The organism is Amycolatopsis sp. CFH S0740, from assembly GCF_004522315.1.
Lineage (GTDB): Bacteria > Actinomycetota > Actinomycetes > Mycobacteriales > Pseudonocardiaceae > Amycolatopsis > Amycolatopsis nivea.
In genome coordinates this window covers 367,099-393,027 of record NZ_SDLS01000005.1, presented here as the reverse complement: position 1 = coordinate 393,027, position 25,929 = coordinate 367,099, and the positions used below count along the sequence as shown (strand labels likewise).

25 protein-coding genes are annotated in these 25,929 nt (G+C 68.4%); 10 read left to right on the top strand and 15 right to left on the bottom strand.

Features of this window, described 5'->3' with window-relative positions; translation table 11 throughout:
• Nucleotides 1-27 precede the first annotated feature (27 nt).
• A complete protein-coding gene (locus EIZ45_RS12215; RefSeq protein WP_134664766.1) occupies nt 28-810 on the top strand; it encodes a helix-turn-helix transcriptional regulator in 783 nt (260 codons plus the stop codon).
• 3 nt (nt 811-813) lie between these two features.
• Here EIZ45_RS12215 and EIZ45_RS12210 read toward each other — a convergent pair whose 3' ends face one another.
• Together EIZ45_RS12210 and EIZ45_RS12205 are read right to left on the bottom strand one after the other, a co-directional pair.
• Nucleotides 814-2,118: a carboxylesterase/lipase family protein gene (locus tag EIZ45_RS12210; protein ID WP_134664768.1), complete on the bottom strand. Its 1,305-nt coding sequence runs from the start codon at nt 2,116-2,118 to the stop codon at nt 814-816.
• A gap of 10 nt (nt 2,119-2,128) precedes the next feature.
• The gene (locus EIZ45_RS12205) at nt 2,129-3,034 is read right to left on the bottom strand and encodes an MBL fold metallo-hydrolase (RefSeq protein ID WP_134664770.1); all 906 of its coding nucleotides are present in this window, start codon (nt 3,032-3,034) and stop codon (nt 2,129-2,131) included.
• 103 nt (nt 3,035-3,137) lie between these two features.
• Here EIZ45_RS12205 and EIZ45_RS12200 point away from each other — a divergent pair, with 103 nt between their 5' ends.
• Complete coding sequence (locus EIZ45_RS12200; RefSeq protein WP_134664772.1) at nt 3,138-4,013, top strand: helix-turn-helix domain-containing protein; 876 nt, start codon at nt 3,138-3,140, stop codon at nt 4,011-4,013.
• Here EIZ45_RS12200 and EIZ45_RS12195 read toward each other — a convergent pair.
• Nucleotides 4,001-4,399, bottom strand: coding sequence for a hypothetical protein (locus tag EIZ45_RS12195; protein ID WP_134664774.1), 399 nt, complete (start codon nt 4,397-4,399; stop codon nt 4,001-4,003). The genes EIZ45_RS12200 and EIZ45_RS12195 overlap by 13 nt on opposite strands.
• Before the next feature lie 939 nt (nt 4,400-5,338).
• Here EIZ45_RS12195 and EIZ45_RS12190 point away from each other — a divergent pair.
• The 4 genes from EIZ45_RS12190 (at nt 5,339) to EIZ45_RS12175 (ending at nt 9,270) form a co-directional block, all read left to right on the top strand.
• Nucleotides 5,339-5,569 carry a DUF397 domain-containing protein gene (locus EIZ45_RS12190; protein ID WP_009081852.1) on the top strand — a complete coding sequence of 77 codons (231 nt, stop codon included), beginning with the start codon at nt 5,339-5,341 and terminating at the stop codon, nt 5,567-5,569.
• Between the two features lie 157 nt (nt 5,570-5,726).
• The gene (locus EIZ45_RS12185; protein WP_134664776.1) at nt 5,727-6,629 is read left to right on the top strand and encodes a Scr1 family TA system antitoxin-like transcriptional regulator; all 903 of its coding nucleotides are present in this window, start codon (nt 5,727-5,729) and stop codon (nt 6,627-6,629) included.
• A gap of 39 nt (nt 6,630-6,668) precedes the next feature.
• A complete protein-coding gene (locus tag EIZ45_RS12180; protein ID WP_043829827.1) occupies nt 6,669-7,538 on the top strand; it encodes an SAM-dependent methyltransferase in 870 nt (289 codons plus the stop codon).
• A gap of 151 nt (nt 7,539-7,689) precedes the next feature.
• Nucleotides 7,690-9,270: a hypothetical protein gene (locus tag EIZ45_RS12175; protein WP_240690717.1), complete on the top strand. Its 1,581-nt coding sequence runs from the start codon at nt 7,690-7,692 to the stop codon at nt 9,268-9,270.
• Here EIZ45_RS12175 and EIZ45_RS12170 read toward each other — a convergent pair.
• Nucleotides 9,245-11,434: an ATP-binding protein gene (locus EIZ45_RS12170; RefSeq protein WP_134664779.1), complete on the bottom strand. Its 2,190-nt coding sequence runs from the start codon at nt 11,432-11,434 to the stop codon at nt 9,245-9,247. The two genes, EIZ45_RS12175 and EIZ45_RS12170, sit on opposite strands and share 26 nt — an antisense overlap.
• 459 nt (nt 11,435-11,893) lie before the next feature.
• On the opposite strand from EIZ45_RS12170, the gene EIZ45_RS12165 reads away from it, so the two are divergent.
• The gene (locus tag EIZ45_RS12165) at nt 11,894-13,057 is read left to right on the top strand and encodes an IS110 family transposase (RefSeq protein WP_134664781.1); all 1,164 of its coding nucleotides are present in this window, start codon (nt 11,894-11,896) and stop codon (nt 13,055-13,057) included.
• A gap of 392 nt (nt 13,058-13,449) precedes the next feature.
• On the opposite strand, the gene EIZ45_RS12160 is transcribed toward EIZ45_RS12165, so the two are convergent.
• Nucleotides 13,450-14,085 (bottom strand): response regulator transcription factor, encoded by a 636-nt coding sequence (locus EIZ45_RS12160; RefSeq protein ID WP_043829723.1) that lies wholly within the window; start codon nt 14,083-14,085, stop codon nt 13,450-13,452.
• Entirely contained in the window at nt 14,078-15,196 is a 1,119-nt protein-coding gene (locus tag EIZ45_RS12155; RefSeq protein ID WP_167756422.1) for a sensor histidine kinase, read from the bottom strand. The genes EIZ45_RS12160 and EIZ45_RS12155 overlap by 8 nt, the downstream gene beginning before the upstream one ends.
• Before the next feature lie 185 nt (nt 15,197-15,381).
• Between EIZ45_RS12155 and EIZ45_RS12150 the strand changes: the two genes are divergently transcribed.
• Nucleotides 15,382-15,951, top strand: a complete 570-nt coding sequence (locus tag EIZ45_RS12150; RefSeq protein WP_134664785.1) for a heme-binding protein — start codon at nt 15,382-15,384, stop codon at nt 15,949-15,951.
• Nucleotides 15,952-16,063: 112 nt separating this feature from the next.
• Here EIZ45_RS12150 and EIZ45_RS12145 read toward each other — a convergent pair whose 3' ends face one another.
• The 4 genes from EIZ45_RS12145 to EIZ45_RS12130 are packed head-to-tail and all read right to left on the bottom strand — an operon-like array spanning nt 16,064 to nt 18,793.
• Nucleotides 16,064-16,519 (bottom strand): NUDIX hydrolase, encoded by a 456-nt coding sequence (locus tag EIZ45_RS12145; protein WP_134664787.1) that lies wholly within the window; start codon nt 16,517-16,519, stop codon nt 16,064-16,066.
• Nucleotides 16,519-17,016 (bottom strand): nitroreductase family deazaflavin-dependent oxidoreductase, encoded by a 498-nt coding sequence (locus EIZ45_RS12140; protein WP_240690718.1) that lies wholly within the window; start codon nt 17,014-17,016, stop codon nt 16,519-16,521. The genes EIZ45_RS12145 and EIZ45_RS12140 overlap by 1 nt, the downstream gene beginning before the upstream one ends.
• Nucleotides 17,013-18,212, bottom strand: a complete 1,200-nt coding sequence (locus EIZ45_RS12135) for an FAD-dependent monooxygenase (protein ID WP_134664789.1) — start codon at nt 18,210-18,212, stop codon at nt 17,013-17,015. The genes EIZ45_RS12140 and EIZ45_RS12135 overlap by 4 nt, the downstream gene beginning before the upstream one ends.
• Before the next feature lie 14 nt (nt 18,213-18,226).
• On the bottom strand, nt 18,227-18,793 hold the full coding sequence (locus tag EIZ45_RS12130) for a TetR/AcrR family transcriptional regulator (RefSeq protein ID WP_134664791.1): 567 nt from the start codon (nt 18,791-18,793) through the stop codon (nt 18,227-18,229).
• A 230-nt stretch (nt 18,794-19,023) separates the two neighbouring features.
• Here EIZ45_RS12130 and EIZ45_RS12125 point away from each other — a divergent pair, with 230 nt between their 5' ends.
• Complete coding sequence (locus EIZ45_RS12125) at nt 19,024-20,487, top strand: SulP family inorganic anion transporter (RefSeq protein WP_370318137.1); 1,464 nt, start codon at nt 19,024-19,026, stop codon at nt 20,485-20,487.
• Here EIZ45_RS12125 and EIZ45_RS12120 read toward each other — a convergent pair.
• Nucleotides 20,470-21,867: a cytochrome P450 gene (locus EIZ45_RS12120; RefSeq protein WP_205670030.1), complete on the bottom strand. Its 1,398-nt coding sequence runs from the start codon at nt 21,865-21,867 to the stop codon at nt 20,470-20,472. The genes EIZ45_RS12125 and EIZ45_RS12120 overlap by 18 nt on opposite strands.
• 79 nt (nt 21,868-21,946) lie before the next feature.
• On the opposite strand from EIZ45_RS12120, the gene EIZ45_RS12115 reads away from it, so the two are divergent.
• Nucleotides 21,947-22,528 (top strand): TetR/AcrR family transcriptional regulator, encoded by a 582-nt coding sequence (locus EIZ45_RS12115; protein ID WP_037817921.1) that lies wholly within the window; start codon nt 21,947-21,949, stop codon nt 22,526-22,528.
• Between the two features lie 283 nt (nt 22,529-22,811).
• Here EIZ45_RS12115 and EIZ45_RS12110 read toward each other — a convergent pair whose 3' ends face one another.
• The 4 genes from EIZ45_RS12110 to EIZ45_RS12095 are packed head-to-tail and all read right to left on the bottom strand — an operon-like array spanning nt 22,812 to nt 25,918.
• Nucleotides 22,812-23,189, bottom strand: a complete 378-nt coding sequence (locus tag EIZ45_RS12110) for a Rieske (2Fe-2S) protein (protein WP_078870676.1) — start codon at nt 23,187-23,189, stop codon at nt 22,812-22,814.
• Nucleotides 23,186-23,470, bottom strand: coding sequence for a hypothetical protein (locus tag EIZ45_RS12105; RefSeq protein ID WP_167756421.1), 285 nt, complete (start codon nt 23,468-23,470; stop codon nt 23,186-23,188). Before EIZ45_RS12105 ends, EIZ45_RS12110 begins: the two co-directional genes overlap by 4 nt.
• Nucleotides 23,470-24,735, bottom strand: coding sequence for an amidohydrolase family protein (locus EIZ45_RS12100; RefSeq protein ID WP_043836458.1), 1,266 nt, complete (start codon nt 24,733-24,735; stop codon nt 23,470-23,472). The genes EIZ45_RS12105 and EIZ45_RS12100 overlap by 1 nt, the downstream gene beginning before the upstream one ends.
• Before the next feature lie 22 nt (nt 24,736-24,757).
• Complete coding sequence (locus EIZ45_RS12095) at nt 24,758-25,918, bottom strand: ABC transporter ATP-binding protein (protein WP_134664799.1); 1,161 nt, start codon at nt 25,916-25,918, stop codon at nt 24,758-24,760.
• Nucleotides 25,919-25,929: the final 11 nt, after the last annotated feature.

Sequence of the window (25,929 nt, the reverse complement as noted above, 5' to 3'; positions counted from 1 at the left end):
GGCCGTTCGGCGGTATCCTGGGAGCCGATGCCGAAACGCCGCCACCTCTGCTGGTCGGGCGACGATCCCATCCAGGGCCGCTGGTCGCTGGCCCACGGGGAAGGGGTCGCCGCGCATCAGCACGCGCGGGGACAACTGCTGTACGCGGCGAGCGGGCTGCTGGCCACCACCACCGAGCGGGGCACGTGGGTCGCGCCCGCGGACCGTATCTCGTGGACGCCGCCCTCCTTCGAGCACGGCCACCGCGCGTACGGCGAGACCGAAATCAGCATTCTCGAAGTGCCCGCCGAACTGTGTTCCGCACTCCCCGCCACGCCGACCGTCTTCACCGTCTCGGCGCTGCTGCGCGCCGCGGTCCTGAAACTGACCGGCGGCGCGCACCTGCGGCCGGACGTCGGCGACCGGCTGCTCCGGGTGCTGGTCGACGAGCTGACCGAACTCCCGGAGCAGGCGGTCTACCTGCCCGAACCCGCCGACGACCGGCTCCGCGCGGTCACCGATCGCCTGCGCGGGAACCCAGCCGAAACCGCCACGCTCGGCGAACTCGGCCGAGCGGTCGGAGCCAGCGAGCGGACACTCAGCCGGCTGTTCCGGACGGAACTGGGGATGAGCTTCTCGCAGTGGCGCGCACAGCTGCGGATCCAGCACGCGCTGGTGTACCTCGGACAGGGCCGTTCGGTGACCGACACCGCGCTGCGCTGCGGATGGGCCAACCCGACCAGCTTCATCGAGACCTTCTCCGCCATCCTCGGCCAGACACCAGGGAGTTACCAAACCGAACTCCGACGCCAGACCGCCGTAACTCGGTGAGAATCAGCCGAATCGACGCAGCTCACCCTCCGCCCAGCCCGGCTCCCCGGTGCGCGCGAACGCGACCCACGCCGCATGCACCTCCGCCGCCAAACCAGCCGGAACAGCGGATGGGCCCAGCAAACCGGTATCGCCGTGCAGCCACGGTTCATTCGCGAGATCGAAGACAAACGGCAGCTCGACGGTATGCGCCGCGCCGAGCCGTCCATCCAGCGCTGTGGAACGGTAACCGAACGAGTAGACATACGTGCGGCCGCCGGTTGAGGTCTCACCGTGCGCCTGTGCCATCCGAGCGGTGCCAGCCCCGAACAACAACTCGCCCAGCTGGTCGGCGGTGGCATCCGGTTTTCCTTGCGGCACCAGGTAAAGCCGTCCCTCCTCGGTGTTCGTGCCGATCAGCAGGTCGACATCGCCGACCACGCTGTCGGCGGGCTGCACCGGCAGAACCAGGCTGAACGGACTGAGCCCGGCGAGCGGATCAGCAGCGGTCGCGGTGCGCAGGTTCAGCCCGGCGAGCGCGGGCAAGATCTCCAGGAACCGCTCGTCAGAGATCTCTCCGAACGCCGCCGCGGTCGGTTCGACGCCCAATGCGGCAGCCGCAGCCGTGGTCACCCGTTGCGCCTGCTCCGGGGTGAAGGCGCCCGTGCCGCTTCCACTTTGGACAATCGCGCGCCGGAACAGTCCGACAGCCTCCGGGGCAGCGAGCAGCGCGCAAGTGAGCGTCGCCCCCGCCGATTGCCCGAACACCGTGACATTCCCCGGATCCCCGCCGAACGCGGCGATCGAGTCGCGCACCCACCGGAGTGCGGCGATGACGTCGAGCAGCCCGCGATTGTCCGGAGCTCCTTCCAGCGCAAGGAAACCGGGGATGCCGAGGCGGTAGTTCACCGTCACGAGGACGATCCCGTCACGGGCGAAAGCGCTGCCGTCGTAGAGCGCGGCGCGGGTCGAACCGGTGACAAACCCGCCGCCGTGCACGAAGACCATGACTGGACGGCTACCAGCGTCCGCCGCTGGGGTACGCACGTCGACCGTCAGATATTCCTCGCCGGGAACCCAGCCCGGGCCGAAGTACGGGGTCATGTCGAGTCGCCCGAAGTCGCGCGTGGGCTGTGGAGCGGTCGGCGACGGCTGAGTACCGTCGCGGACTCCGGACCAGCCCGGATGCGGTTCCGTCGAAGCGAACCGGCTCGGCCCGATCGGGGCCGCGGCGTAGGGAATGGACCGGTAGAGCTCGCCCGCCGCGTCGCGAAGGCCGCGCACCGCGCCCGCCGCGGTCTCGACGACCGGATGTTCTTGCTGAGACACGAGAATCCCTTCAGGAGATCCGGGAGAACCCGGCCCACTTCTTGATCGCGAACTTCGACCCGTCCCGCTCGACCTCCGCCGCACCGGAACCGGCAAAGTGCGCCGGGAACAGCAGCGCGTTGTCGTCCGCGGCCCGGCCGAGCAGGGTGCGCCGGGTCGCCCGCGCCTCCGCCGGGTCCTCGCAGAAGCAGGAGTTGGTCTCCGGCTCCGCGATCTGCAACGGGGTGTGCACCAGATCGCCGACGAACAGCGCCCGGTCGCCGCCGGAGTCCAGCGTCAGCACGGAGGAGCCAGGAGTGTGCCCGGGCGCGAGGTCAAGCCGCAGATTCCGGTCGATCCGGTGCGTCCCGTCCCACAGCTGGACCTGTCCCGCCCGCCGCACCGGAGCGACGCTGTCCTCGAAGACGTTCTGGTTCCCGCGCCCGAGGACGGTCTCGTTTTCGTTGGCCGGATCCCAGAACTCGAAGTCCCTCAATGGCATCAGGTACGTGGCGTTCGGGAACGTCGGCACCCAGGCGCGGCCGTCGAGCCGGGTGTTCCAGCCGACGTGGTCGATATGCAGGTGGGTGTTGATCACGACATCGACGTCCTCGGGCGACACACCGGCGGCAGCCAGATGGTCGAGGTAGCTGGTGTCGAGGCGGTTCCACACCTGCGCGTACGGCCGGTCCTTGTGGTTGCCGACGCCGGTGTCGACGAGGATCGTGCGGCCCTCGCTGCGCAGCAGCCACGACTGGATCGCCGACTGGCATTCGCCGGTCTCCGGATCCCAGAAATCGGGGGCCAGCCAGCCGCGATGCTCGTCCCACGAGCCCGCCGGACTGCCCGGGAAGAACTGGTCCGGGGTCATCTCGACCGACCCGGAGAACTCTTTGACGCGGGTGACCGTGACGTCGCCCAGCATGATCTCGTCCATGCGACCGAGCCTGCGCGGACCGGTGCGCCCGGACCACTCCCGCGTTTTCCTACCCCGCGCAGGGGGTGGCAGTGATATCTCACCGCGGCGGATAGTGGAACCCATGACCGCTGGCCCGCTCGGAGACTTCCTGCACGCACGACGCGCCCGGCTGCGCCCCTCCGACGTCGGACTGCAGGACGTCGGACCCCGCCGCCGGGTCGCCGGACTGCGCCGGGAAGAGCTGGCGCACCTGGCCGGCGTCAGCGTCTCGTACTACACGCGGCTGGAGCAGGGCCTCTCGCGCGGCGCGTCCGCCGAGGTGCTCGACGCGATCGCGCGCGCCCTGCAACTCGACACCCACGAGCGAGCCCACCTGGACCGCCTCGCCGAGGCGGCGCGCCGCACGCCCCAGCCGCGCCGTCCCCGCCCGGAGAAGCTGGCCGACGAAACCCGCGACCTCCTCCGCGCGCTCGACGGCGTCCCGGCGCTGGTGCTCGGCCGCCGGACGGACGTCCTGGCGTGGAACCTGCTCGGGCACGCCCTGCTGGCCGGGCACTTGGACCTAGGCCAACGCCCCAACCTGAGCCGGATGCTGTTCCTGGACCCGCACTGCCGCGAGCTGTACGCGGATTGGAAACGCAAGGCCCGCGCGGTGGTCGGCAACCTGCGCATCACCGTCGGGAAACACCCGGACGACCCGCTGCTGGCCGAGCTGATCGGCGAGCTGACGATGAAGAGCCCGGAGTTCGTCTCGCTGTGGCAGGACCACCGGGTCGGACCCTGTGACGCCGATTCGTACGAACTGCGACACCCGGTGGTCGGCCGGGTGACGGTGACCCAGCAGACGCTGTCGGTGGCGCGGTCGCCGGAGCAGGTGCTGATCGTGTGCACCACTCCGCAGGGGTCGGCCTCGGAGGAGGCGTTGACGTTGCTTCGGCAGGTCAGCGCCCCGGCGGGCCTTCCGGAAACGGCCGAATACGACACCTACCGGCGATGACTCGGCCGGGCCGGGTTGAACAGCACGACGCTGCAGATCAGCACCAGCCCGGCGACCGCGACCCCGACCACCGGGCTGATCAGCAGCGCCACCGCGCTGATCACGCTCGCGGCGAAGGACAGTTGCAGGCACCCCCACAACACCGGTGCCAGCCACGACAGCGTTTCCGACGCCGCGCACACCCACCGGCCCCTGGCGACCGGCTTGCGGTGCCGCCCCGGGCCGCGGCGGGCGAAGACTTTCGTGGCGGCGGCGAGCATCTCGTCGCGGGTGGCGATCCGTTTCCCGCCGCGGGCCGGGGCGACGGCAGCCCCGAATTCGACGCGTTCCACCCTTCCGGCGTGGTCGTCGTCTAGCGGATCGGTGTTCTCCGGCGGTACAGTCATCGCGTCTGTTCCTTTGCCTAGAAGCTGGTTTCAGACAACTCCGTGGCCCCCTGTTCCAGCAGGGGGCCACATCCATCTCTCCGGGCGCGCGGCCCGGTTCGATACTTCTCATCTTGACCACGAGCGCACACAGAACTCGATACCCACTGACGGTCGTCTCGCCCAGCGGCATCCAGCTGTCGGTTAACGGCAAAGAGACACGACGAACTACCGTGCGCAATATCGTCCGCCGGTTCTGCCGGACGGCGCCGGTAACTTCGGCGACAACGAACTCCCCGGCCGAACTCCGGCTCGCAACCGTCCCAACCGGGTCCGACCTGCGTTAACAGGCACGGCACAGCACTGCACGCGAAGCCCCGGCAGCGAGCGAAACCCTCGTCGGGCCGGAAGACGGCGGCGATTCCTAGCGCAGCGAGAACAATTTTTCATCACTCACAAGAGTGGTAATCTGTGCTCGACGAGAACCGATCATCGAGAACTGAGACCGCAGCGCCGCCGGATGCCACAGAGAGCCCTGACCAGTGTTTTTTACCGAAAAAGCCGGACCGGCGAAGAATATTGGCATTCAGCCAACCCACCGCGGCGTTCTCCGTTTATCGCAGACCGCACGGCATCTGCCGACTGGAATATGCATACCTGCCCCGCCTAGGCAGAATATTCTGACATGCCGTGCCCACCCGGCTCCCGGCGCCCCGGCGACGACCCGCCGGAAAGCTCCCGACCGGCCGCTAACACCGCGGCATCGGACAGATCCCAGCCAGGAAAAGGACAACGCCATCACCGCGATCACCGCGAGAAAACTGTCCCGACGCCAAACAGGTGAACCTATCGGGCCATTTCGGCACGGTGCAAGTCCGCGCCTTGCTTCGCCCTATTCCCTCCTCGATCCTGAGGTTTGAATATTCCGAAGAAGGTCATCGGCTTGACAAGGACGAAACCATGAGTTCCTACGATCCGAACACCGTGAGTTCTTCGCTCGACGACGCGGCCTGGCAGCGGCCGTCGGCGTGCGGCGGCAACGGCGGCGACTGCGTCGAGATCAATCTCAGCGATCCCGACGTCGTCGCGGTGCGGGATTCCAAGATCGGCCGTTCTCCCGCCCTGGTTTTCGACAATCGGGAATGGGCCGCATTCGCCGGCGCGCTGCGCGAGGGGCAGTTCGACCGCTGATCGCGCACAGATCGCCCGCCCCGGTCCCCCATTCGGCGCCGCCTCCGGACAACCGGGCGAACCCGTCCGTCCTGGCCGTCGGTAATGCGAGGGACTATCATGATTTCGTGCCCGGAAAAGGTGTGGTTTTCTCCCCCGATCGAACGGCTCGCGCCTCGTGAGCCGGCTTTCCGTCGAGGCCCAGCTTGTCGAACTGGGCAAAATTCTCGTCGCCGCCCGCGTCGAACGCGGGCTGACCCAGGGCGAACTCGGCGACGCCCTCGGCTACACGCAGCCGAACATCAGCAAGATGGAGCGCGGCAAGACGCGGATCCATCCGCATTTGCTCGACAAATGGATCGACGTCCTGGAGATCGATTCCGCCGAGGCGGAGCGGATGCGGCACTACAACCTGGCCGCCCGCGCCGACCGGGTGTGGAACGCACGGCGCCTCGCGGCCAGCCCGGCCTGGTTCCATCCGGTGTTCGAGGCCGAGCAGGAGGCCGCGATCATCCTGAAGTGGACCGGCGAGCGCATCAGCGGGATGCTGCAGACCGAGGACTACATGATGGAGCAGTTCCAGGCCTACGGCCGCACGGACGTCACCGACGCCGTGCACGAGCGCAAACTGCGGGCCAAGCTCCTCGACGACCACCCGGACCGGACGTACAAGTTCCTCCTCAGCGAAAGCGCGGTCCACCGGCTGACCCGGGCGCGCACGGACAATCCGTACGTCGCGCTCGGCCAGGTCCGGCATCTGCTCGCCCTCGCCCGCACCCGCCCCTGGGCGACCATCCGGTTCGTGCCGTTCGACAAAGGCCCGTTGCACGTCGGCCCCGATTTCACCATTTTGCAGTTCGTCAACAGCAAGCTCGACCGTTCTTTCGCCGAAACGTCGAACGGCGTCCAGTCTTTCCTCAACGACACCGAAACGTACGACACCGATCTGCAATCGTGGGAATCCCTTTCGAGTGTCGCCCTTTCGGCGGCGGAATCGGCAATTCTGCTCGAAGAAGCCGAGGCGGATCTGCTCAGCGTCCGTCCGCCCTCTCCCCGCCGGGCCGGAGAGACGCTACGCTGATCCCGCGCCGTCGACCACGAGGAGAAACTGGTGACTGGCCTGGAGCACGAGTCCTTTCCGCCGCCGGGGATCGATCTCAGCCGTCCCAGCGTGGCGCGCGTCTACGACTATTACCTCGGCGGAACCGCGAATTGGGAAATCGACCGGCAGTTCGCCGGGCGGATGCTGCGCGATTATCCGACGGTGCGCCCGATCGCCCAGGCCAACCGCCGGTTTCTGCACCGCGTGGTCCGGCATCTGGTGCGCGCCGGAATCCGGCAGATCGTCGATCTCGGATCCGGCGTCCCCACGATGGGGCACGCGCACGAAATCGCCGAGCAGATCGCGCCGGGCGAGGTGAAGGTCGCGTACGTCGACTGCGAACCGGTCGCTGTCGCGCATTCCACCAGCCTGCTGCGCGAAAAGGGCGACCCGGCCCGGCACGTCGCCCTGCACGCGGACCTGCGCGACCCGCGACGGCTGTGGTCCCTGCTCGCCGGATCGGGCGTCATCGACCTCGACCAGCCGATCGCGCTGCTGCTCATCTGCGTCCTGCACATCGAGCAGCCGCCCGCGCCCGGCAGCGAAAGCACCGCGGACCTCGGCCCCAGCGTCGCCGCCGAGTTCCGCGAACTCCTCGTCCCCGGCTCGTATCTGGCGCTCTCGCACGTCACCGACGAGGGCGTCCCGCCGCACTGCGAGCAGCTGCTGGCCGACGCCAAGCAGCGCTACGCCGCCGCGGGCACCGACCTCATCTACCGCGACCGCGCCGAGATCACCGCGCTGTTCGGGGACTTCACCCTGCTCGAACCCGGCGTCACCTGGACCCCGCTGTGGCATCCGGAGGAAGCCGGCCCGGACGACCGGACCATCCCGCTCGACGCGGCCAACGAGTCGCTGCTGCTGGCCGGGGTGGCCCGCAAGGAGTGAGCGCGGCCCGCGACCACGGCCGGTGGTCGCGGGCACTCCCTCGAGCGGCCGGGCACGGCAGGTAGGCTTCACCAGTGTTTCGCCAGGTGATGTGCGCAGTCTGATGGCAAATACCTACCCCCCCCCCGGACTTTTTTCACGGAGAGTGCCCGTGGATCCTGGGTTTGACCACTGGCTGACCGTCGGTTTCGAGCGCCGGGTCCTGGTGGTGGTGCGGACCGTGACGACGCTCAACCGGTTGCTCGACGTGCTCACGCTCTTCAGCGGCGACCACCGCGTCCAGACCGTTTTCACCTTCGACCGCGAGCGCCCGGCCATCCTCGGGGCAGGCGTGCCGCGGCTGCTGGAACAGCTGGGCGCCGCGGTGGTCCCGTGGCAGCAGGCGATCACGACCGAGTTCGACCTCGCGATCGCGGCCAGCGAAAACGACGATCTTCACCTGCTGCGCGCCCCGGTCGTCCTGCTGCCGCACGGGATCGGCCACCAGAAGTACTACCCCGGCAGTTCGGTCGTCGCCGGGCTCAACCCGGAACGGCTCGTGCACGACGGCCGGGTCGTCCCGGCACTGATCGCCGTCGCGCACGCCGAGCAGCGCGACCAGCTCCGCACGGCGAGCCCGGAGGCGGCCGAGCGCGCGGAGGTAGTCGGCGATCCGTGTCTCGACCGGCTCGTGGCCGGGGCGCACCGGGCGGCCGAGTACCGCGCGGCGCTGGCCGGACGAGGAAAGCGGCTCGTGACCATCGCGTCCACCTGGGGTCCGTCGTCGGTCCTCGGACAGCGTCCCGACCTTCCGCTCCGGCTCGTCGCCGAACTGCCGGTCGACACCACCACGGTGTGCGCGATCCTGCATCCCGGCATCGCGGCGGCGCACAGCTCGTGGCAGCTCGACGCGTGGCTCGCCGAGGCGAAACAGGCTGGGCTGCTGGTGATCCCGTCCGAAACCGGATGGCAAGCCGCGGTGACCGCGTCCTCGTGCGTGATCGGGGACGAGAGTTCCGTGTCGCTCTACGCCGCCGCGCTGGACCGGCCGATGCTGATGGCCGGAAGTCCTTCTCCGGCAACGGTTCCCGGTTCTCCCGCCGCGATGCTGGCCGCGCGCACGGACCCGCTTGCCGCCGACGGCCCGCTGGCCGCGCAGATCGACGACGCGATCGACCGGCATGTCCCGGGCAGTTACGAACCTGTTGCCAAACAAGCGGTCGCGGTCCCCGGGCAGTCGGCTGAGCTGTTGCGTGCCGCGTGCTACCGCTTGATGAAACTGCCGGAGCCGAGCGGACCAGCGGAATTCACCAGCTACCCGGTCACCTCGCCGGCTCGGACGGAACCGGTCGCGTTCGTCGCCGGCATCCGCGAGCACGGGTCGACGGATGTGCTCGTCCGGCTGCCTGCGACCGAGGTGCCGCAGCAGCTGCACCATCTGCACGTGATCGCGCACCACACCCGCGCGTCGCTGCACGAACTGTCGGCGGCTGCAATCGTGTTCACCGACGACACCGAGGTCGGCTTCCCCGACTGGGCTGCCGACGTCCTCAAGCAGTGGCCGGACGCCCAATTCGCTGCTGCCCGGCTCGAAGACCGTTGCCTCGCCGCGGATCGCAGCGGCCGCCGTTACGAACTGGTCCCGGACTCCCGCCAGGTCGACCCACTGGCGGCGGTGTCGATGCTCTACTTAGGACGGACCGAGCTGGACTTCGGCCGGAACCGGGTCAGCGTAGCGATTCGAATTCGGTGATGTACTCGTTCATCCGGGGATGACCGAGCTTCCAGGCGTCGCCGATCAACTGTCCCCACGCCGTCCGAGCAGCCTCCGGCTGGCCTTCCGCGGCAAGGATGCGCGCCTCTATTTCCCGGACTTCCCACTGGTATTGGTCCGCGCCAGTGGATTTCAGCTCCGCGCGGGCACGGCTCCAGCACTCCCGTGCGCGCACCAGGCCGCCCAGCGCGAGGAATGCCCGCGCAGCCACCATGTCCAGCCGGCTGAGGTTGGCACCGGTGGCGTGCTGACGGCCGCGCTCGATCTCGGCCATCGCTTCCGCCGGGCGTCCGGCCTTGATCAGGACCGAAGCGAGCATCCGATGGTGAATGCCGAGCGCGTAGCCGTGTTCGAGATGCTGGTCGAGCGCGATGGCTTTCCGGAGCCAGACCTCGGCGTCAGCGAGCGAACCGGCGCGCTCCGCCGGACGCGCGTCGGCCTGTTCCTCGAAGAACCGCGCCCGGAACTCCGCCACCGATGATTGCAGCCGCTCCCGCCGCGCCGGACGGATGTTGACGGCCTCAGCCAGCTCCCACGCCAGACGAAGATCGGCGTCTGCGGTGTCGAAAGCCCTTGCCAGGAACCAGGTTTTGGCCCGCATGGACAAAGTCCGCGCGTAGAGCGCCTGCGGCTCGCCACCAGCCAAAGCCGCCGCCGCACGCACCGCGAGGTCGCTGATCTCGGCGTACTCGCGCCACAGCCAGCGCCGGGTGATCAGCACTTCCAGCGCACCGGCGAGCTGGCACACCTCCACGTGCTTCCCCCGCCGGGCCGCGGCGCGCACCACCTCGGTGATGAGCCCCATATGCCGGTGCAGCCAGTCGAGCCGGTCCTCGGGAAGCGTCCACGACAGACCGGGCGGAACGACGTATTCGCGCAACCGCCCGGCATCCCCCGCGAGATCCGCGGCGACCGTTCGATCCCGGACATGGCTCAACAGCCGGAGAAACGCCGCGTCGCGATCCGCGGGAAGCTTCGCCGCGTACTGAGATACCAGCGCGGTGAGCCGATGCCAGCCGCCGACCTGCTCAGTCAGCATCGCACTGCGGACATCCTCGAAGACTTCGTCCGGCATCCCGAGATAGGCGACCGCGGTTTCCCGGGTAAACCAGTGCCCGGGAAACCCGGACAACAACGCGACCGCCTCGGCCGTTTCCGGCGCGAGCCTCGCGAAAGCCTGTTCCAGCGAGTCGTTGATGACGCCCTCAGCGTCGACGATCCCGTTCGCCTGGTAGCGCGCGAGCAGCCCGCTGACCGGATACGGCTCGCCACTGTGCCGCGCGAGGCTCAAGCCCACTTCACGAATCGCGGACGGCATCCGACCGGACATCTCCAGCAGCACGTCGGTCGCGTCGGGTTCCGCGTCAAGCCGGACCGCGCCGCAATAGTAGGCAAGCATTTCCCGCGCACCCTCGTTCTCGAGACCGCCCAACAGAATCGGCGCCGGATCGAGCGCGTCGAGGTCACGGGTGCGAGCGGAGGAGGTCGCGAGCACGAGGTTCATCCGGAACGGCCGGAACAGCTCGACCTCGCGCGCCGAACCGACGTTGTCGAGGATGACGGTGAACAACCGGGTCGCCAGCACCGAGCCGAACTGCTGGTCCAGACCAGCGTCGTCGGCCGCGATCTCGCCGCTGGGAATGCCCAGCTTCAGCAGCGCCTGCCGTTTGACGAGCGCCAGATCGACGACCGCGCCAGTACGCGATTCCGCGACGTCGATCTCGATCCAGCCGCCAGGGAACCGATCCCGCACCAGCCCCGCGATCTGCCGGGCGAGCTCGGTCTTCCCGGACCCGACCGCCCCGTAAATAAGACAAACCCCGGATTCGCGCGGCTCCCGAAGATGCTCGGCATGATTGAAAAACCGCTCAACACCCTCAACGACCGGCGGCCGCTGCCCCGCAGCGTTCAACACCGCGACGGCTTCCATCAGCTCCGCGCAAAACCCAGGATCGTCCTGGCAAGCGGCCAACACCTGCCCGCGAAGCTCCGCCACAGAAACCGGCCTGGACCCGAACTTCGCCCCGAACTTGGCCCTGGCGATGCCCGCCAGCTGCCCCAGCCCCTTGTCGACCCGCCCGACCAAGGCGGTGGCCAGCAGTTTTGCCGCCTCACTGGAAAACACCGCAACCGCGTCGATCAAGCCCCACCCCTAGTTCCTGGTACGCGCGAAACCACGCTAGCAGTGCGCGGTGTGCACGTCACCCCACGTCACACTCCCCGCGCCAGCCNGTCACCCCACGTCACACTCCCCGCGCCAGCCAGTACGTGAGGGCCACCCTCATTGACTCTGATTCCCTCAGGGTTCCCCTCACGCACCTCCCCGCGCGCCGTGAAGGGCTCCTTCACGGACTTAGATTCCGACTTGTATGTGGGTACCGGTTGGATGGGCTGGCTGATCACTGGTCGTAGTCTGCCGGAGGTGCCGGGCCGGGGTCGCTCGTGAGATTCCTGCCGCCCTGCGGGGCTGGCTCGTTGAGGGTGTGTGTCCTGGTCCGGTGCCGGCTGCGGTCTGACTCAACAGAGGTTCGGGCGCGATAAGCCGGAAGTCGGATTGTCGACCGCGGTTTCCCTTGTCCGGTACAGGAAAGGAACGCGGTTGATGGTCGTGATCGGGGTCGATCCGCACAAGTCCAGTCACACGGCGGCGGCGCTGGAGCCGGGCGCGGGCGCCGCGTCGGACACGGTGCGCATCGAGGCGGCGCTGCCGGGGTATCGCAGGCTGCTGGCCTGGGGCCGGCGGTTCGGGCAGCGCCGGTGGGCGGTGGAGAACGCGTGGGGGCTCGGCCGTCACCTGGCGCAGTGGCTGATCGCGCGGGGCGAGACCGTCGTGGACGTTCCCGCGACGGCGACCGCGCGGGTGCGGCAGCTGTCGCGGGGCCGTCGGAAGAACGACGTCCTGGACGCCGCGGCGGCGGCCGGCGTGGCCGCCGCGCAGGGCGACGGGATCCCGGTGGCCGCGGAGGGGCCCTCGACGGTGCTGGGGATGCTCGACGAACGGCGGCGCAACCTGACCCGGCAGCGCACCCGCACGGTCAACCAGCTCCACGCCCTGCTGCGCGACCTGCTGCCCGGCGGCGCACGCGCCGAGCTGACCGCCCGGCGGGCGGCCGGGATGCTCGCGGGGATCCGCCCGGCCTCGCCGGCCGAGCGGGCCCGCAAAGACCTCGCACGGGACCTGGTCGAGGACCTCCGCGCGCTGGACGCCCGCCTGAGGGCCAACCGCACGCGGATGCAGGACGCGGTCGCCGGGTCCGGCAGCAGCCTGCCCGGCATCGCCGGGGTCGGGCCGGCGGTGGCCGCACGGCTGCTCGGGCGCACCGGCCGGGCCTCGCGATTCCCGACCGCGGCGGCCTTCGCCGCCCACGCCGGCACCGCGCCGGTCGAGATCGCCAGCGCGGACAAGGCACGCCACCGCCTGTCCCGCCACGGCGACCGCCGGCTGAACAACGCGCTGCACACCATCGCGCTGACACAGGCCCGCATGCCCGCGACCCGCGGCCGCGCCTACTACGACGCCAAGATCGCCGAAGGCAAAACCCGCAACGAAGCCATGCGCTGCCTCAAACGCCGCCTCGCCGACCACGTCTGGCGAGTCATGATCGCCGACGAGCGCCGGCAGGCACGAGCGGCGGGCCCGGGAGGACACACGGGGGCGACTCTGACATCCAGCGCGACCAGCCCAACCCCGACAGCCGGCTCTTCGGACAAGTCACTTCCCGGACCCGCCAACCACAACCCTACCGCCCCCAACCCCACCACTTGACAAACACAGAGGAACCCTCAAGGAGCCCTTCACGGACCACCCCCGCCCGGCTCGCCATCGGGATTGCCGCCCCAATGCGGCATTGGGTGCATCCCACGCACCGAACGCCACATTGGGTGCATCCAACGCACCCAATGCCACATTGGGGCGCTAGCCACCACCCAAACCGCAGCCGATGCACCCGCGATAGAGGCACCCAGCCCGTCCCCGCAGCCGATGCACCCAACCATCGAGGCACCCAGCCCCTCCCCCGCACCCCGATACGAAGCCTCCCTGCGGGCGGCGGGTGCTTGTCAAGGCATCTTTCCCGCCTTGACAAGCACCCGCCGCCCGTCAGCACAATCGGGCTTCGGGGTGCCCCACGCAACCACGGCAACCACGGCAAACAGCACTCAAGACAACAACCGCTGCTCCTTAGCCACAGCAACGGCCCCAGCCCGAGTATCCACCCCCAACTTCTCATAAATCCGCCCCAAATGCGTCTTAACCGTAGCCTCGCTGATAAACAACCGCCGAGCGATCTCCCGATTCCCCACCCCCTGCGCCAACTGTTCGAGAATATCCCGCTCCCGGTCAGTCAACGCGGGCCGAGGTGCCCGCAACTGCGCCATCATCCGATCCGCCACCGGCGCCGACAACGCAGTCCGCCCAGCCGCAGCCGCCCGAATCGCCGCGTACAGCTCATCCGCCGACTCAGCCTTCAGCAAATACCCCGTAGCCCCAGCCGCAATAGACCGAGTAATATCAGCGTCGGTGTCATAAGTAGTCAACACCAACACCCGAGGCGGCTCCGCAACAGCACGAATGCGCCGAATAGCCTCCACCCCGTCCATTCCGTCACCCAGCTGCAAATCCATCAACACGACATCCGGCCGCAACGCGGCAGCGAGGTTGATCGCCTCCTGCCCTGTCGCGGCCTCGCCGATGACCTCGATCCCGCCCGCACCGGCCAGCAACGCACGCAGGCCGGCGCGGACCATGGCGTGGTCGTCGCACAGCACGACGCGGATGAGCTGGTCGTCAGACATGGCTTGGTCCCAACGGAATCGCGGCCGAGATGGCGGTGCCCTGCCCGGGCGCGGATTCGACGGTCAACCGGCCGCCGAGCTGGGTCGCCCGCGCGCGCATAGCGGGCAGGCCGTGGCCGCGGCCGTCGGCGCTCGGGGCGGCCGGGTCGAAACCGCGGCCGTCGTCGGTGATGTCCAGCACGACCTCATCGTCTAGGTAGGTGAGAGTGAGCGCCACTCCCGACGCGTCGGCGTGTTCGCGGGCGTTGGCCAGGGCGCCCTGCGCGATCCGCACCAAAGTGGACTGCACCCGGCTGGGCAGCGGCCGGGCGGACCCGTCGACCTGGACGCGCACCGGCTGCGGTTCGCGTTCGGCGACGTTCCGGAGAGCTTCCTCGACCGAGTGCCCGTCGAGGTCAGCAGGGGCGAGATCCTGGACGAGACTGCGGGCTTCGGCCAGGTTTCGCGTGCCGATCTGTTGTGCCGCATGCAAATGCTCGCGCGCCAGGTCGGGATCAGCCCACGCGCGGTCGGCCGCCTGGAGCAGCATCGCCTGGCTGGACAGACCTTGCGCGAGCGCGTCGTGGATCTCGCGCGACAGCCGTTGGCGTTCGTCCAGCATCCCCGCGCGACGCTCGGTTTCCCGCAACCGCACCGCCTGCCGCCGCAGGTACGTGATCACCGCGGCAGTCACCGCGGCGACGGCCACCGGCACGATTGTCAGGTTCGGGTCGAAGCCGGTCGAGAGCCGGTTCTGCGAGATCACCACGAGCGCCGTTACCAGCGTGACCAGCACTAATGCCGGTCCGGTCGGCAGCGTGCGCAGGCCGGTGACGAACAGCGGGACCGCGCACCACGCGAAGCTCGGCGCGAGCAGCACCAGCACCACCCACAGCACGGTCACGACGGTCAGCCAGCCCAGATACGGCACGGTGACCTGCTCGGGCCCGGTGACCCGCAGCACCAGGCCGACCGCGTAGACCGCCGCCAGGCAACCGGTCAGCGCGATCACCCAGGGCGCGGCCGGTTCGCCGTGGTGGTGGTCGAGGAAGCGCACGATCGACGCGACCAGCAGCAGGAAGAACGCCGTGTGCATGGTCGCGGCGAGCCACCGCGCGTCCCGATCGGTCATCGCCGCCCTCCGTTTTTCCGGTCCCACATCGAGCCTGACCTGTGCCAACCCGGTCGGCATCATCCGATCGGATGACCCGAGTGTCGGCCGTTCCGCGCCGCGAGGCGAGCCGAGACTCCGATCCGGTGAAGGCGGTCCCGGACGCACGATGAATCCATCAAGCCGGACAAGCCAAGGAGCACCCGATGAAGAACTTCACCGCCAAGACCCGCGTCGCCACCGTCGTCGGCGGACTCGCCGTGATCGGAGCCGCCACGACCGGCGCGCTGGCCGCCAACGCCGCCACCCCGGCCGCCCCGTCCGTCAACGCCGCGGCCGCCGCCGCTCCCGCCCAGGCCGCGCCGAAGGGGCTGGTCCAGACCATGCACCTCTCGATCGCCGCCGCGCAGAAGGCCGCGCAGGCCGCGCTCGACGCCGCCGAGAAGGCGGGCCAGAAGGTGTCGGTCGCGGTGGTCGACCGCGACGGCAACACCATCGTGACCCTGCGCGGCGACGGCGCCGGCCCGCAGTCGTACTCGTCGGCGGAGGAGAAGGCGTTCACCGCGGTCGCGTGGAACGCCAAGACCTCCGAACTGACCGGCCGGCTGCAGCAGGCCCCGACGCTGAAGGACATCAAGGGCACCCTGTTCCTCGCCGGAGCGGTCCCGGTGGACGCGAACAACGCCCCGATCGCGGCGGTCGGCGTGGCCGGCGCGCCGTCGGGTGCGCAGGACGAGACCTTCGCCCAGGCCGGGGTGGACGCGCTCGGCAAGTAAGCGGCGAGCCCGGCGCTGATCCGGTGAGCCTCGTCGGCTGCGGCGAGGCCCACCGGGCCCGGCGGTCAACCGGGTCCGCTGAGCACGATGCGCCCCCACCGACCAGGCCAGGTCAGCCGCCGAACCGCTTCACGTAATCCTCGACGATCGGCCTCTCCGGCGCGATGATGTCGTCCGGAAGCCGGTCCAGCTCGAAGAACTCGTAGCCGGTGATCTCCGTGCCGTCCACAGTGACCTCGGTGTTCTCTACGGTCGCGGTGAACGCGGCGGTGACGTTGTGGACCTCGTCGCCGTGCGGGTACCGGTAGAAGTACTCCGGTCCGGAGTAGACGCCGAACAGTTCGAGGTCCCGCACCGCCAGGCCGATTTCCTCGCGCACCTCGCGGCAGCCCGCGTCCTCGTAGGACTCGCCGGGGTCGAGGAATCCGCCGGGCAGCCCCCAGTCCTGGCTTTCCTCGCGGAACACCAGCAGCAGCCTGCCGCGCTCGTCGGCGATCAGCACGGACGTGCCGGGCAGGATCAGCGGGCGCGTGCCGACTAGTTCGCGCAGTTCGGCGATGTAGTTCATCAGCGGTCAGTACCTTCTCGGTCGGGTTCGGCTCCGTCGCGGGGGCGGAAGGCGACGATCGGCAGTTGCCGGACCATCCGGTGCCGCGCCGCGTCGGAGCCGTCGTAGCGCCAGCCCAGCAGTTTGCTCAATACGGGATGCAAAACCGGGCGCAGCAGCAGGTTTCGGCGTTCGTAGTCGGCGATCGCGTCGGCGGCTTCGGCTTCGTCGAGGACGCGGTACGCGGGGACGAACTTCCGGCGGCCGATCGCGACCTCCGCCGCGGGGGCCGCCTGGATGTTGCGGTACCAGTCCGAGGACGGGCCCAATCCCGCGATGGCCAGCACCTCGCCGGAGCGGGGACGGAGGCCGATCACCTCCAGGACCGTCCGGTACTCGCGGCCGGACTTGCGGCCGACGTGGGTCAGGCACAGGAACCGCTTGCCCAGCAACCATCCCAGGTCGCGGTCGTACAACTTCGCCGGTGCCTTGAAGACCGTGCGTGCGATCGGTTTCACGGTCGGACTCCTTCCCTTGCCGAATGGTGCAGGTTCGTGATGAGCGCGGTGGACTTCCCGGTCAAACTCCCGGCCACGACTCGGTCAATTCCCGGCAACCGGGCCAGTTTGAGCGCGAGCCGACGCAGGTAGAGCTGAGGTTTGCTGTCCGGAAGGAACCATCGCGCGCCGTTGCGGGCCAATTGCTGTTTGTCCGCCGCGACGGGACGCCACAGCCGCTCGTATTCCGCCAGCCCTTCGGCGATCGACGACGCCCGGTGCAGCTGATCGGCCAGCACGTACGCGCCCGCGATCCCGAGCGACGCACCCTGTCCGGCCAGCAGCGACACCGCGTACGCCGCGTCCCCGACCAGCGTGACGCGGCCCTTGCGCCACGTTGGCATCTCAATCTGGGCGACCTGGTCGTAGTAGATTTCCTCGGACGGCGGGCAGTGCCGCAAGGCTTCCGGCACCAACCAGCCCAGCGAGCCGTAGGTGTCCAGCAGCGACTCCCGGACGTCGCCGGGCAGGCCAGGATCGGGCGTGCGATGGACCGCGAAGGCGGCGACCGTTCCCTCGCGCAAGCCGTAGAAACCCATCTGCCTGCCGACCGTGTCGGTGAGGCAGAACCGTCCGTCTGCCACGGCGTGGACCTCGGGGGACTTGAACAGGAACGCCGCGGTGTGAAAGCCGAGGTAGCGCAGGAACCGCGATTCTTCGCCGAACACCAGCCGCCGGACCGTCGAATGGATCCCGTCGGCGCCCACCAACAGGTCGGCTTCGAGCACGGAACCATCCGAGAGCGTCGCGGCGACCCGGTCGCCGTCGTCCTCGACAGCGACCACCCCGCTGTCGTACCGAAGCTCGACCGCCGCGGGCAGCGACGTGCGCAAGGCCTGCTCCAGATCCGGTCGCAGGACGCTCAGCAACCGGCCGCCGACAGTGCGCGCGAACTGGCCGAATTGAATATCGGACCGGCGCTTTCCTTGCGCATCAAGGAGAATCGCTTCGGAAATCGGATACGCCGCCTCCTTGATGGCGGGCAACGCTCCCATCGCTTCGGCCGCGTCGTAGCCGGGACCGAAGAAGTCGATCATATAGCCCTGCGGACGCGGCCCGGGCGCCCGCTCCACCAGCGTGACCTCGTTGCCCAGCTCCGACAGCCGGTTCGCCGCGGCCAGCCCGGTGATACCGGCGCCGCAGACCAGGATTCTCATCGCATTTCCCCTCCCTAAGGTTGCGTGACCAGCCCGCGCAGGACAGCGGTGACCGCTGCCGGGTCTCCGCCGGGGGCGAGCCCGCGGTGCAGCAGCAAGCCGTCGACGGTCGCCACCAGCACCTCCGTGGTCGCCTCCGGATCGGGGACGCCGCGTTCGGCCAGCCAACTGCTGACCTGCGCGCGGAACGCCAGGAGCAGTCCCCCGATCTGGTCCCGCAGTTCGTCGTCGCGCCGCGCCGCCAGATACGCCTCGATGAACAGCACCGACAGCGGGTCCACCCCGCTGTACGGCTCGACCGACCCGAACAGCGCGGACACCAGGTCAGCCGGGTTCTGCGTCGCGGCCAGCGCCGGTCCGACGCTCTCCAGCACCTCGCGCATCGCGTCCAGGACCGCCTCGCGGAGCAACGCCTGCAGCGACGGGAAGTGGTAGTGCACCACGCTCGGCGTAACCCTCGCCCGATCCGCCAGCACGCGGGTGCTCACCGCTGCCCAGCCGCGTTCGGGCACCAGCTCCGTCGCCGCCGCCAGCAACCGCTGCCGCACGTCCCGCCCCCGTGCCGCTGCCGGTGAAGTCATCCGCATTTCTCCTGGTCGATCGTCCTGGGCAGTCGTTCAGGGCGATCGTCCTGTACGACTGCCCTGATCGTAGCGCGGTCTCCCGCGGCCGGGAAGTCAGGTGACCCACAACTCACCTGAAGGCGGGAGACGGCGGCGCTGTCCGATCGGTCCGCTACCGTCGGAAACGGCTCTTTCTGCCCGCCCCCGAAACCGACAGGTAATCCACCGTGCCCTCGTCACTGTCCACTGTGTCCATTCGACGTCCGGCATGGCTGTCGCCGCGGGTCGCGCGCACCGAAATCCTCGGCGGGCTGGTCGTCGCGCTCGCGCTGATCCCGGAGGCGATCTCGTTCTCGGTGATCGCCGGGGTCGACCCGCGCGTGGGCCTGTGCGCGTCGTTCACCATGGCGGTGGTGATCTCGTTCGTCGGCGGCCGTCCGGCGATGATCTCCGCGGCGACCGGGGCGATCGCCCTGGTGGTCGCGCCGCTGGCGAGGGAACACGGGTTCGGCTACCTCGTCGCGACGGTGGTGCTGGGCGGCCTGTTCCAGATCGTGCTCGGCTCGCTCGGCGTCGCGCGGCTGATGCGGTTCGTGCCGCGCAGCGTGATGGTCGGCTTCGTGAACGCGCTGGCGATCCTCATCTTCCTGGCGCAGGTGCCGGAGCTGATCGACGTGCCGTGGCCGGTGTATCCGCTGTTCGCCGGCGGTCTCGCGCTCATGGTGTTCTTCCCGCGGCTCACCAAGGCCGTGCCCGCGCCGCTGGTGTCGATCGCGGTGCTCACCGCGCTGACGATCGCGGCCGGAATCGCGGTGCCGACCGTCGGCGACAAGGGCGCGCTGCCCTCGGCGCTGCCGGTGCCGGGGATCCCGGACGTGCCGTTCACCTTCGGCACGCTCGGCCTGATCGCGCCGTACGCGCTGGCGTTCGCCCTGGTCGGGCTGATGGAATCGCTGATGACCGCCAAACTGGTCGACGACATCACGGACTCGCATTCGAACAAGACGCGGGAAGCGGTCGGGCAGGGCGTCGCCAACGTCGTCACCGGGATTTTCGGCGGCATGGGCGGCTGCGCGATGATCGGCCAGACCATGATCAACGTCAAGGTCGCGGGCAGCCGGACGCGGCTGTCGACGTTCCTCGCCGGGGCGTTCCTGATGGTGCTGTGCCTGGTGTTCGGGCCGGTCGTGTCAAGGATCCCGATGGCCGCGCTGGTCGCGGTGATGGTGCTGGTCGCGTTCGGCACCTTCGACTGGCATTCGATCGCGCCCAAGACGCTGAAGCGGATGCCGGTCGGCGAGGTCGCGGTGATGGCGGTGACCGTGGGCATCGTGGCGGCGACCAGCAACCTCGCGATCGGGGTCGTGGTCGGGTCGATCACCGCGATGGTGATCTTCGCGCGCCGGGTCGCGCACCTGGTCGAGGTGACCGCGGTGCGCGAGCCCGGCAGCGTCCGGTACTCCGTGACCGGGGCGCTGTTCTTCGCGTCCAGCAACGACTTGGTCTACCAGTTCGACTACGCCGACGACCCGGAACGCGTGGTCGTCGACCTATCGGCCGCGCACATCTGGGACGCCTCGACCGTGGCCGCGCTCGACGCCATCACGACGAAGTACGAGGCCCGCGGGAAAACCGTCGAGATCGTCGGACTGAACAAACACAGCGCGGCGATGCACGAAACCCTGTCCGGGGAACTAGCGGGCAGCAGCTGAGGTCAGCCCGGCTGCCCGTTCCCGGATCCGCGGCCGGAGGGTGAATCCGCTCGGCTTCAGCGTCAGCGATTCCACGATCTTCAGCTCGTACGCCGGGTCTGCCTCGAAGTCGTAGCGCTGCAGCATGACCCCCAGCGCCAGCACCGCTTCGTGCAGCGCGAACTGGCGGCCGATGCACGCGCGTTCCCCGGTGCCGAACGGTTTGTACGCCTGAGCCGGACGCTTCCGCACCGCCGCCGGCTCGAAGCGGTCCGGATCGAACTTCTCCGGATCCGGCCCCCACACAGCCGGATCGCGGTGGAGCATCGGAAGCGGCACGATGACTGAATCGCCCTTGCGCATCGGGTATTTTCCGCCCAGCACCAGGTCTTCGCGGGCTTCCCGGGTATAACCGGGCGCGGTCGGCCACAGCCGCATCGCCTCGTCGAGCACGCGGCGGACGTACCGAAGCTTCGCGACGTCCCCGAAGGCCGGTTCGCGACCACCCCACACCGCGTCGACTTCAGCGCGCGCCTTCGCCAGCAGTTCCGGATGACGCGTCAGGTAGTAGAGCGCGAACGACAGCGCGCCCGACGTCGTCTCGTGCCCCGCGACGACGAAAGTGATGGCCTGGTTGCGAATGTTCACCGGGTCGAGCCGCTCCCCGGTCATCGGGTGCCCGTCGGTGAGCATCAGACCGAGCAGGTCACGCGCTTCGCCGCCTTCCCTGCGGCGGCTCTCGATGACCTCGTCGACCAGGTTCGTCATGGTCGCGATGTCAGCCTGGTTCTGCGCGGCCGACCCGGCCAGCGCCCGCCGGACGAACGGAAGCTTGACGTTGTCCAGCTGCGCGAACCGCAACGCACGGATCATCGCGGTGACGAACGGATGCGGTTCGGCCCGCTCGAACGACCCGAACCGGTAGCCGAACCCAGCGAGCCCGATCGTCTCGAGCGTCAGCCGCGTCATGTCGGCAGCGACGTCGACCGGACCGTCCGCGCGGTCCCACGCCGCGGTCAGCTCGCGGGCGACGTCGAGCATCATCGCGTGGTAGCGGCGCATCGCCTCGGCGGAGAACGCGGGCTGCAGGATGTCGTGCGCCAGCCGCCAGTTGGGCTCGCGCGTGTGCGCGGTGAACAGCCCGTCGCCGACGACCCCGCGCAACCGTTCGACGCCAAGCCCGACGTGCTTGCCGAACCTTGTCTCGTCGTTCAGCTCGGTGACCAGGTCGATTCCGCAGGCGAACACGATCTCGAGACCGAAGAACTTCCGGGTGAAAATCGGCCCGAGCCCCGCACCGGCCCGCATGGTGCTCTGCAACGGCGTGCGCACATTGGTCCCGAGCAGGTCCCCGAGCACCGGCAACCGGCCCGGCCGATGCGGAATCGCGGTGGTGTCCACAGTTTCGCTCCCTACTGAACCCACATCCAATAGGGTCACCATCCCCCGCTACTGAACCGGTGTCAAGTAAGCTGGGGAGATGCGGACGCGCCTGAGCACCGAACAGCGCCGCGAACAGCTGCTGACCATCGGAGCAGGCCTGTTCGCGGGCCGCCCGTACGACGAGGTGTGGATCGAAGAGGTAGCCGAAATCGCGGGCGTCTCCCGCGGTTTGCTGTACCACTACTTCCCCACCAAAAAGGACTTCTTCGCCGCAATCGTGCGCGGCCAGCGAGACCAGCTCCTGGCCATGAGCGAACCCGACCCAGCACTGCCGGTAGCCGAACAACTGCGCGCCGGGCTGGAGGTATACCTGGAATTCGCCCGCACCCACCCCGACGGCTACCGCATCGTGCACCGCAGCGCAGGCGACGCGGACCGCGAAATCCGGGAAATCTGCGAAGCAGGAATGGCAGCGAACGCGGACCGCATCCTGTCCGCCGTGAGCCAGCTGCGCCCAGTAACCCCCACGACACAACTCGCAGTGCGGGGATGGCTTTCTTTCGTGGCAACACTAATCCTGGACTGGCTGGACGAACCGAAGATCAGCACCGAAGAGCTACGAGACCTTTGCGCGCGAACCCTTTTCGCCGCAGTGGACGTAGACCCCACTACGATCTAACGCACGCACGCGCGTGAGGGGCACCCTCACGACCCCAGATTCCCTCAGGCCCCCCTCACGCCCCCTCACCCCCCCCGCAGCCGATGCACCCAAAGCAAGGCACCCACACCTCCCCCACCCCCGATACGAAGCCAAAAACACGGCGCGGGGGTGCTTGTCAAGGCATCTTTCCCGCCTTGACAAGCACCCCCGCGCCGTAGTCACACTAAAAAATCGGGGTGCCAAGCCTCACCCGGCGGGCGCAATGTCGCCGCCAGGCGACGAGCCGCCCACCAAGCAGACATCAAATACGAACCACAACCTCATCCCCCACCACCCGAACCGGAACCGCCCTCAACCGCACCGAACCATCCGCCGGATGCCGCCCGGTAAGAACGTCGAACTCAAACCCATGCCAAGGACAAACAATATTCCGATCAGCCGGATGAAACGCAGGCCCCGCACTCTTCCGATCCTCCCGAACCGGCTGAACAGTCCGCGGCATCATCTTCCCCTGGCAAACCGGCCCGCCCTGATGCGGACACACATTATGCCAAGCCCGCACCTCCCCAGCATGAAAGTAAACCCCCACCTCCAGACCGTCGACGTCCACCACGACCCGCCCCCGAACCTGAAGATCCGCCAACCCAGCAACAACAACGTCCCGCCGCACCGAGCTCATTCGGCCCTCCGATACCAGATCGCCATATCGAAAAGATTCACATCCGCGGCATCCAGCAACGCAGTAACCAAAACCACGGTCTCGGTAGCCGTCAACGCGTCCTCACGAACCGGCCAGGAAATCTTCCCCACCCGATCCGTCTTGGCAGAGAACAACCGAGCCGCCGCGTACAACAACTCAGCGATCTCTTCATCGGCGACCGCCGCGGCCTGGCCGCTCGAGGCGATCTCAGATGTCAGCGAGCCCAGCCGAGATACCAGCGAAGCAAGTTCAGATGTCATCACGAAACCCCAGGCCGCTCATGAAGCACGCTCTTCGCAGCAGGCTTCCGCCGATCAGTAGGAAGATTGAACACCCGAGCGGCATTCAACCCCAGAATATTCCGCTTAGCCTGCTCAGACAAAAACGGCAACCGCGTAATCGTAGAGGGCGCGTCCCAATCCCAATGCGGCCAGTCCGAAGAATACAACAACTGAGTTTCCGCGTTGAACGCCTTCATCCCCGCCTCCAACAATTCCATGCTGGTACGCTCCATCGGCTGACTCGTATACCACATCTCCTTCATGTACTCACTGGGCAACCGAGTCAGCCCAGGAGCCTCACTGGGCCGCATCAGCACCTCGTGATCGAGCCGCTGCATGAGGAACGGAATCCAAGCCAGCCCGCTCTCCACCCACACCATCTTCAGCCGCGGAAACCGCTCCGGCATCGCGTTGATGATCCAGTTGGTCACATGAATCTGGTTGTAATGCGTGAACGACAACGCATGCATCGACAGGAACCGGTTCAGCTGAGCGAACGACGGATCCCCCCAGTGATACCCGGAGTGGAACGCGAGCGGCTTCCCGCTGTCCTCGATAAGCTTGTACAACCGCGTGTAAACATCCGAATGCACCGGATTGTTGCGCGTAGAGCACACCGTGTACCCGATGATCCCGTCATCACCGGCATACTTCTCGACCAGTTCCTCGCAGACCTCCGGCGTGTTGTACGGCAGATACAACATCCCCTTGAGCCGATCGTCCTGCGGCAGAACGACTTCGGTCAGCCACCGGTTGAACGCCCGTCCGAGCACCACCTCGATCTCGTCCTGCGGATGCATGCCCAGCAACAACATCGCGCTGGGGAACACCACCTGGTAGTCCAGCCCCATCGCGTCCATTCCGCGCCGGGCGGCGGCGACGAACGGATGCCCGGACACCCCGTCAAGCGGCTCCTTGCGGCCCTGATGCCCGATCCGCCCGCCGACACTCTGGTGCGACATTCCCGGCTGAATGTTCAGCAGCGCGTTGTTGCCCGCGAACTTGCCGAACTGGTCCATGCCGATCTGGCGCCACACGTCGTTGTCGATGAGTTCCAGCACCTCGCCCCAGAAATGGTCTTCCGAGACGTGCGCGTCGATATCGACGATGAAGTAGTCGTCGTATTCCCGCTCGGCCTGTTTGGTCGCGTGGGCGAGGACGTCGCGGGTGTCGGTGCGCCCGCCGATCTCGGCGAGTTCCCGGATCCGCGGCCCGTCGGAACGAGGACTGGAGAAATCGGGCACGGATTCTTCCCTTCGTCCGGCGTCAGCGGGGCGCGACGGCGGCATCGGTCATCGTGGTCAGGTAATCGTCGTCGGCGGGGACCGCGTTCTCGTGCGGGATGACGACGGCGCGGTCGGGGCTGACCGCGAAAGTGTGTTCCTCGCCAGCGGTCGGGACCGATTCCGCGGACAGTTCGGCCGTTTCGGTGCGCACGCGCATGGGAAGCCCGTCCGCGCGGACGAGGAGGTTGACGGCACTGCCGAGGTAGGTGGTGCGCTCGACAGTTCCGCCGAACGCACCGGGCCCGGAACCCTGCGGAGACAGCCGGGCATGCGCCGCGCGGAACGCGATGTCGGCCCGGTCCCCGATCGAAACCTCGCCGGTCGCGATCCCGGAGAAGACCAGCGAAGTGTCGTCGACCCGCACGTCGGCGGTCTTCCCGTGCACGCCGGTGACCGTCCCGGGCAGGATGTTCTGGAAGCCCATGAAATCCGCGACATACGCGGAATTCGGGCGGTCGTACAGGTCGCTCGGCGTACCGGACTGGACGATGACGCCCTCGCTCATCACGATGATCCGGTCGGACAGCGTGATCGCTTCCTCCTGGTCGTGCGTCACGTAGACCGACGTCGTCTCGAACCGGTTGTGCAGCGAGCGCACCTGCTGGCCCATCTGGTACCGCAGTTTGCTGTCCAAATTGGACAGCGGCTCGTCGTAGAAGATGATCCCCGGCCGGGCGGCCAGCGCACGGGCAAGGGCCACGCGCTGCTGCTGGCCGCCCGACAGAGCGGTGACCGAACGCTTCCCGAGGTCGGACAGACCGACCGCGTCCAGCATTTCCTGTACCCGTTGCGCACGCTCCCGGCCGGGCATCCGCGCGACCTTCAGCGGGTACGCGACGTTGTCCGTGACGCTCAGGTGCGGCCACAGCGCATAGCTCTGGAACACCATGCCGACCTGGCGTTTGTCCGCGGGCACGAACGTGCGCCGCGCGGTGTCGACCACGACCCGGTCGCCCATGACGATCCGGCCCGAGGTCGGCCGTTCCAGCCCGGCCAGGCAGCGCAACGTCGTGGTCTTGCCGCAGCCCGAGGGGCCGAGCAGCGTCACGAACTGCCCCGACTCGATCGTCAGATCCAGTTCGTGCAGCGCCGCCTTCGCGCCGTACTTCTTGGTGAGTCCGGATACCTGGACCTCGGTCATCGTGACCTGCG

What these genes read in the sequence shown, in the direction of transcription:
- EIZ45_RS12190 (WP_009081852.1), top strand. Translation starts at nt 5,339, where the DNA reads ATGAGTTCCTACGATCCGAACACCGTGAGTTCTTCGCTCGACGACGCG.
- EIZ45_RS12155 (WP_167756422.1), bottom strand. Translation starts at nt 15,196, where the DNA reads ATGACCGATCGGGACGCGCGGTGGCTCGCCGCGACCATGCACACGGCG.
- EIZ45_RS12145 (WP_134664787.1), bottom strand. Translation starts at nt 16,519, where the DNA reads ATGAACTACATCGCCGAACTGCGCGAACTAGTCGGCACGCGCCCGCTG.
- EIZ45_RS12195 (WP_134664774.1), bottom strand. Translation starts at nt 4,399, where the DNA reads ATGACTGTACCGCCGGAGAACACCGATCCGCTAGACGACGACCACGCC.
- EIZ45_RS12215 (WP_134664766.1), top strand. Translation starts at nt 28, where the DNA reads ATGCCGAAACGCCGCCACCTCTGCTGGTCGGGCGACGATCCCATCCAG.
- EIZ45_RS12200 (WP_134664772.1), top strand. Translation starts at nt 3,138, where the DNA reads ATGACCGCTGGCCCGCTCGGAGACTTCCTGCACGCACGACGCGCCCGG.
- EIZ45_RS12165 (WP_134664781.1), top strand. Translation starts at nt 11,894, where the DNA reads ATGGTCGTGATCGGGGTCGATCCGCACAAGTCCAGTCACACGGCGGCG.
- EIZ45_RS12110 (WP_078870676.1), bottom strand. Translation starts at nt 23,189, where the DNA reads ATGAGCTCGGTGCGGCGGGACGTTGTTGTTGCTGGGTTGGCGGATCTT.
- EIZ45_RS12130 (WP_134664791.1), bottom strand. Translation starts at nt 18,793, where the DNA reads ATGACTTCACCGGCAGCGGCACGGGGGCGGGACGTGCGGCAGCGGTTG.
- EIZ45_RS12160 (WP_043829723.1), bottom strand. Translation starts at nt 14,085, where the DNA reads ATGTCTGACGACCAGCTCATCCGCGTCGTGCTGTGCGACGACCACGCC.
- EIZ45_RS12105 (WP_167756421.1), bottom strand. Translation starts at nt 23,470, where the DNA reads ATGACATCTGAACTTGCTTCGCTGGTATCTCGGCTGGGCTCGCTGACA.
- EIZ45_RS12150 (WP_134664785.1), top strand. Translation starts at nt 15,382, where the DNA reads ATGAAGAACTTCACCGCCAAGACCCGCGTCGCCACCGTCGTCGGCGGA.
- EIZ45_RS12095 (WP_134664799.1), bottom strand. Translation starts at nt 25,918, where the DNA reads ATGACCGAGGTCCAGGTATCCGGACTCACCAAGAAGTACGGCGCGAAG.
- EIZ45_RS12115 (WP_037817921.1), top strand. Translation starts at nt 21,947, where the DNA reads ATGCGGACGCGCCTGAGCACCGAACAGCGCCGCGAACAGCTGCTGACC.
- EIZ45_RS12205 (WP_134664770.1), bottom strand. Translation starts at nt 3,034, where the DNA reads ATGGACGAGATCATGCTGGGCGACGTCACGGTCACCCGCGTCAAAGAG.
- EIZ45_RS12135 (WP_134664789.1), bottom strand. Translation starts at nt 18,212, where the DNA reads ATGAGAATCCTGGTCTGCGGCGCCGGTATCACCGGGCTGGCCGCGGCG.